The 6,076-nt window shown below is 73.2% G+C and carries 5 protein-coding genes; 3 read left to right on the forward strand and 2 right to left on the reverse strand.

The window, feature by feature from the left end:
• Positions 1 to 85 precede the first annotated feature (85 nt).
• Positions 86 to 1,555, forward strand: a complete 1,470-nt coding sequence (locus tag LCE31_RS35115; protein ID WP_225021807.1) for a rhamnulokinase — start codon at positions 86 to 88, stop codon at positions 1,553 to 1,555.
• Positions 1,556 to 1,670: 115 nt separating this feature from the next.
• Here the strand turns inward: LCE31_RS35115 and LCE31_RS35120 are convergent, their stop codons facing one another.
• Both LCE31_RS35120 and LCE31_RS35125 read right to left on the reverse strand, forming a co-directional pair.
• Positions 1,671 to 2,132 (reverse strand): hypothetical protein, encoded by a 462-nt coding sequence (locus tag LCE31_RS35120; RefSeq protein ID WP_225021799.1) that lies wholly within the window; start codon positions 2,130 to 2,132, stop codon positions 1,671 to 1,673.
• 115 nt (positions 2,133 to 2,247) lie between these two features.
• Positions 2,248 to 3,723: a polysaccharide pyruvyl transferase family protein gene (locus LCE31_RS35125; RefSeq protein WP_225021801.1), complete on the reverse strand. Its 1,476-nt coding sequence runs from the start codon at positions 3,721 to 3,723 to the stop codon at positions 2,248 to 2,250.
• A 327-nt stretch (positions 3,724 to 4,050) separates the two neighbouring features.
• On the opposite strand from LCE31_RS35125, the gene LCE31_RS35130 reads away from it, so the two are divergent.
• Entirely contained in the window at positions 4,051 to 4,872 is an 822-nt protein-coding gene (locus LCE31_RS35130; RefSeq protein ID WP_225021803.1) for a TIM barrel protein, read from the forward strand.
• Between the two features lie 86 nt (positions 4,873 to 4,958).
• On the forward strand, positions 4,959 to 5,849 hold the full coding sequence (locus LCE31_RS35135) for a 2-hydroxy-3-oxopropionate reductase (RefSeq protein ID WP_225021805.1): 891 nt from the start codon (positions 4,959 to 4,961) through the stop codon (positions 5,847 to 5,849).
• Positions 5,850 to 6,076: the final 227 nt, after the last annotated feature.

Raw genomic sequence — 6,076 nt, forward strand, 5'->3', positions numbered from 1 at the left:
GCCGTACCCGCGCGCCGCTCGCGCCCGTACGGCCTCACCGCACCGTGCCGTACCGCACCGCACCCCGCCGATCCGGAGAGACGCCATGCCGACCGCCCGCCCCTCCTTCGCCGCCGTCGACCTGGGAGCGTCGAGCGGGCGGGTGATGGTGGGACAGGCGGGTGCGGGAAGGCTGCGGCTGACGGAGGTCCACCGGTTCGCGAACCGCCCCGTCGAACTCCCCGACGGGCTGCGGTGGGACGTGCTCGGCCTGTACGGGGACCTGCTCGACGGGCTCAGGCTGGCCGGGCGCGGCCGTGACATCGCCTCGATCGGCATCGACAGCTGGGCGGTGGACTACGGGCTGCTCGACGCGTCGGGGCGGCTGCTCGGCTCCCCGTACCACTACCGCGACAGCCGGACGGAGGGGGTCGCCCAGCGGCTTGAGCCGGTCCTGCCCGCGAAGGAGCTGTACGCGGTCACGGGGCTCCAGCACCTCCCGTTCAACACGGTCTTCCAGCTGGCCGCCGAGGCGGACACACCGCAGCGCGGTCTCGCGCGGACGCTGCTGCTCATCCCGGACCTGCTGACGTACTGGCTGACGGGGAGCGTCGGCGCGGAGGCGACGAACGCGTCCACGACGGGGCTCTTCGACGCGCGCGAGGCCCGCTGGTCGCACCAGGTGCTCGACCGGCTCGGGATTCCCCGCGCCCTGTTGCCGCCGCTGCGCTTCCCCGGCGATCCCGCCGGTGCGCTGCGGCCGGCGGTCGCCGCCGCGACCGGGCTGCCGGGGGGCACCCCGGTCACGGCGGTGGCGTCGCACGACACGGCGTCGGCGGTGGTCGCCGTGCCCGCTCTGGACGACCGCTTCGCCTACATCTCCTGCGGCACCTGGTCGCTGGCCGGGCTCGAACTGCCGGCGCCGGTGACCGGCGAGGAGGCGAGGGCCGCGAACTTCACCAACGAGCGGGGCGTCGACGGGACGATCCGCTTCCTGCGCAACATCATGGGGCTGTGGCTGCTCACCGAGACGCTGCGGACCTGGCGGGCCCTGGGGCTGCCGGCCGAGCTGGGACCGCTGCTGGAAGAGGCCGCGGCGGCCGAGCCGTTCGCGGCGCTGGTGGACCCCGACGACCCGTCGTTCCTGCCGCCGGGCGACATGCCGGAGCGGATCGCGGCGTACTGCGCGAGGACCGGGCAGCGCCCGCCGCGTGGTCAGGGCGCGGTGGTGCGCTGCATCGTGGAATCCCTGGCGCTCGCGCATCGCTCGGCCCTGCGGACGGCGGCCGAGCTGGCGGACCGTGAGGTACGGGTGGTGCACCTGGTGGGCGGTGGCAGCCGCAACGAGCTGCTGTGCCGGCTGACGGCGGACGCGACGGGCCTGCCGGTGGTGGCGGGCCCTGCCGAGGCGACCGCGCTGGGCAACGTGCTCGTCCAGGCCCGGGCACACGGGCTGGTCGCGGATGTCCGCGCGATGCGGGAGCTGGTGGCGGACAGCCAGCCGCTGCGCACGTACGAACCGTCGGGCACGGAGCGGGCCTGGTCGGCGGCGGCGGCCCGCGTCGGGCTGCGCTGACGGGCACACCGAGGAGGCGGGGCCGGGACGCCGGGACCGGTTCAGCCACTGGACGCCAGGACCGGTTCAGCCACCGGACCCTGGACCGGTTCAGCCACTGCACCCCGGGACCGGTTCAGCCGCTGGACGCCGCGGCGACCGCGGCGGTGTCCCGCCGCTGCCACAGCGTGAGCACCACCAGGCCCATGAAGACCTGGAGCGTGGGGGGCACGTCCGTCAGATCCGCGGTCAGGCCGCTGCCCATCCGGGCACGCCGGAACTCGCCGAGGCTGCGGCCCCCGCGCAGCACCTCCCGCCGTCCGCGCATCAGCGACGGGCGCGAGAGCTCGTACGTGACGCCCTCCCCCTCGACGTGCCACCGCCTCGCCGAGCGGCGGGCCCGCGCCCGGACCTCGTCCCCCGCCAGCATCTCGAACGTCCGCCCCCAGTCGGTGGACCGCAGCTCGAGCGTCTCTCCGGCCAGCTCGATACGCCCGCCGGACCTCCAGGTACGCGGGGACCACTCCGCGACCGGCGAGCCGTCCAGCGCGACGCGGTAGGTGCGCGAGAAGGAGCGTTCCCGTGTGATGTCGAGCATCTGGCTCTCCCAAGACCGTGGGCGGGGCCGTCCGGTACGTGTCCCGCCGCCTGACAGGCGTCTTCCCCCGGGACCTCCCGCGATGCCGGATACGGGTCCTGCGCTCGTGTACCGCTCAGCCGCCCGAGCCGGTGATCTTCCGGGCGCGGCGGCGCAGGGCGGGCCCGAGGCGGACCAGGGCGCGCTTCTCGACGCCGCCGACGCGCCGCTCCACGGCGCTCAACCGCTTGTGGACGGCGTCGAGTTGCTTCGCGGCCTCGCTCGCGCGCTTCTCGGCCTCCGCCAGTCGGCGGCGCAACTGCTCGGTCTCCTTGGCGTGTTTGCGCGAGCGTTCCCCGGCCGCGGTGTCGGCCGCCGCCGCCCGCTCCCGCAGGCTGCTGACGCGATAGCGCATCATGCCGTCGTCGGAGCCGTCCCAGACGGGCAGCGAGTCCGGCGGATCGAGCGTGGCGAGCCGTGCGTCGAAGGCGGCGCCGCCGTCGCCGTGCGTGTACGTGTTCCGCAGGCCGTTGCGGTCGAGGAAGGCCACGACGCGCTCGAACCGGGCGCTGTGTCCCTTGGCGAGCGCGCTGAAGTCGGCGCCCTCGTAGAGGTCGCGCGGGTCGGTGCCGGCGGGCAGTCCCACGAGGGAGCGGTGGGGGATGTCGAAGTACCGGCACAGCTCCAGGGTGCGCGAGTCGTGGGTGAGGACGACGCTGGGCGTGCCCGCGAGCAGGGCGGCCACGTTGCCGTGGATGCGCGTTCCGTACGCGAAGTCGTAGGAGCGGAGCTCGTTGATCCAGGTCGTGGGGTCGAGAGGCATGCGTACCCTGTTCTCGCGCAGCAGCGTGTGGCTGAGCTGACGCGGGAAGGCGTCCCTGTGCCCCGACTCCGGGGTCGTGTCGCCCCACAGCAGGAGTTCTCCGTCGGCGGTGTTCTGCGCGTAGTACATGAGGTGCGGATAGTGCTCCCGGGCGTATCCGGCCATGCCGGAGACGTCTCCGACGGGGATCGCGTCCGGGGAGAGGTTCAGGGCGATGCGGGAGTCCGCGGTCAGCTCCGCGGTGCGGATGTCGGGGAACGCCCCGCCGTACAGGAACATCGACGGGCAGCCGATGATGTCGACGTCGCCGAAGCCGAGTCCTTCGAGGTAGCCGGCGGTCAGTTCACCGCGTACGCCGAGGGAGGCGGAGCGGTCGAGGACGGCGGCGGCGAAGCGTCTGACCGAGGGCTCCATGGGCTTGAGCCACGCGGTGTCGTAGTCCGCGGGTGCCTGCGCGCCCACGCCGAACACCACCACAGGGATGGTGAGTTGCTCGATCAGCGCCGACAGCCGGTCGAGCGACGCCTGGAAGGACGGGCGGAAGGCGTTGGCGAGAGGGACCACGAAGACGTCGTACTCCTCGTTGATCTCGGCCGCCCGGCGCGGCGAGGGATCGGTGCTTATCCCGTTCGAGACCACCTCGGTGCCGGGCAGGCTCAGCATCTTGTGCGCCGAGTCGCTGAAGAGCAGGTTGCCGGTGTTCGTCCCGATCAGGTCCCGATGGAGGAACTCCGCCGCGGTGGCGGGGTGGAACGGACTCTTCCCGGACCTGATCAGTATGCGCTTCACGGAGTTCCCTGGAGTTGCGGGCGAAGACGACGGCGCACGGTCCGACTCCGCCGGGTGCGCACGGCTCACACGACGCTTCACACGTTCGGTCTTCGGTCGCCCGAGCGAGCCGATCTTATCGGTATGCAAAGCGGCAGTGAAGAGTACGTAAGGAAGCGATGACACAGGGAACGGAATACCCGTCGCATCCCTCCGCGTGCTCGGCCCCCGGCTGGGGCGACCCCCTTGACACACCGGCCACCCTCCGGGCAATCTTCCAGTAAGCAGAAACTAGATTCCACTATACGGAAATCATAAACACACATCACCGGACGGACGCTGGAGACCATGGCCCGCGACACCGAGCGCTACGACGTGAACCTGTCGATCCTCTTCACCGAACTCCCCCTGCTGGAGCGGCCCGCCGCTGCCGCGGCGGCGGGGTTCGACGCCGTCGAACTGTGGTGGCCGTGGACCGATACCGCCACGCCTCCGCAGCGGGAACTCGACGCCCTGCGCCGCGCGCTCGCCGACGCAGGCACCCGGCTCGTCGGGCTCAACTTCTACGCGGGACAGCTGCCGGGACCCGACCGCGGCGCGCTCTCCGTGCCCGGCCACGAGTCGGACAGGTTCCGCGCGAACATCGACGTCGCCGCCGGCTTCGCCGCCTCCGTCGGCTGCACGGCGCTCAACGCCCTGTACGGCAACCGCGTCGACGGCGTCGACCCCGCCGTGCAGGACGCCCTCGCCCTGGAGAACCTGGTGCTCGCCGCGCGGGCCGCGCACGGCGTCGGCGCGACGCTCCTGATCGAGACGCTGGGCGAACCGGAGTCGCCGCGCTATCCGCTGGTCAGCGCACCCGCGGCGATCGCCGTCGTGGACCGGGTCAACGAGGAGACCGGGCTGGGCAACGCCGCGTTCCTGCTGGACCTCTACCACCTGTCGATGAACGGGGAGGACTTGCCGGGGGTCATCGACCGCTACGCGGACAAGACCGGGCACGTCCAGATCGCCGACAACCCCGGCCGGGGCGCCCCCGGCACCGGCACGCTCCCGCTGGACGACCTCGTCGGCCGCCTGCGCAAGGCCGGCTACGACGGCTGGATCGGCCTGGAGTACAAGCCCGGCGACCGGCCGAGCGCGGAGGCCTTCGGCTGGCTCGGCCGCTGACCCCGCTCCCCCACCTCTGTTCCCGCTTCCCCTTCCCATCCCGCGTGTGCGCCAGCGCCACCCCGAGCGTGTCGAAAGGCTTCGTCATGACCGACCTTCCCAAGATCGCGTGGATCGGCCTCGGCATCATGGGCTCCCCCATGTCCGAGAACCTGATCAAGGCCGGTTACTCCGTGACCGGTCACACCCTGGAGCGGGCCAAGCTCGACCGCCTCGCCGCCGCGGGCGGCACCGCCGCCGGCTCGATCGCCGAGGCGGTGGCGGACGCGGACGTCATCGTGACGATGGTCCCCGCGTCGCCGCAGGTCGAGGCCGTCGCGTACGGGCCCGACGGGATACTCGCGCACGCCAGGCCCGGCTCTCTGCTGATCGACATGTCGTCGATCACCCCGCAGACGTCGGTCGACCTCGCGAAGGCCGGGGCCGAGAAGGGCATCCGCGTCCTGGACGCGCCCGTCTCCGGCGGTGAGGCGGGCGCGGTCGAGGCCGTGCTGTCCATCATGGTGGGCGGTGAGCGTGCCGACTTCGACGCGGCGAAGCCGCTGTTCGAGGCCCTCGGCAAGACGATCGTGCTCTGCGGCCCGCACGGCGCGGGGCAGACCGTGAAGGCCGCCAACCAGCTGATCGTCGCCGTCAACATCCAGGCCTGCGCCGAGGCCGTGGTGTTCCTGGAGAAGTCCGGCGTCGACCTGGGCGCCGCGCTCGACGTGCTGGGCGGCGGACTCGCCGGATCGACCGTGCTGAGCCGCAAGAAGGACAACTTCCTGAAGCGGGACTTCAAGCCCGGCTTCCGGATCGACCTGCACCACAAGGACATGGGCATCGTCACCGACGCGGCCAGGAACGTCGGCGCCGCCCTGCCGGTCGGCGCCGTGGTGGCCCAACTCGTCGCGTCGCTTCGCGCGCAGGGTGACGGCGGCCTCGACCACTCGGCGCTGCTCCGCTCCGTCGAGCGGCTCTCCGGCGGGCAGGTCTGACCCCGCTCGCCCGCACGAGCCGCCCTTTCCAAGACCCCGGGCGGCGGCGGGGCCGACACCTGTCATGTCGCGCCCAGGCTCCGCCGCCGCCCGGCACCAGCCGTGGGGGGGGGGGGGGGGGGGGGGGGGGGGGGGCCCCCGGGGGGGGGCCGCCCCCGGGGGGCGGGGGGGGGGGGGGGGGGGGGGGGGGGGGCGGGGGGGGGCGCCGCCCCCCCCCGCGGGGGGGG

Origin of the sequence: Streptomyces sp. 8L, from assembly GCF_020176795.1 — a bacterium.
Classification (GTDB): Bacteria; Actinomycetota; Actinomycetes; order Streptomycetales; family Streptomycetaceae; genus Streptomyces.

Excerpts from the sequence above, each read along its gene's own strand:
- LCE31_RS35115 (WP_225021807.1), top strand. The coding sequence starts at position 86 with ATGCCGACCGCCCGCCCCTCCTTCGCCGCCGTCGACCTGGGAGCGTCG.
- LCE31_RS35120 (WP_225021799.1), bottom strand. The coding sequence starts at position 2,132 with ATGCTCGACATCACACGGGAACGCTCCTTCTCGCGCACCTACCGCGTC.
- LCE31_RS35130 (WP_225021803.1), top strand. The coding sequence starts at position 4,051 with ATGGCCCGCGACACCGAGCGCTACGACGTGAACCTGTCGATCCTCTTC.
- LCE31_RS35135 (WP_225021805.1), top strand. The coding sequence starts at position 4,959 with ATGACCGACCTTCCCAAGATCGCGTGGATCGGCCTCGGCATCATGGGC.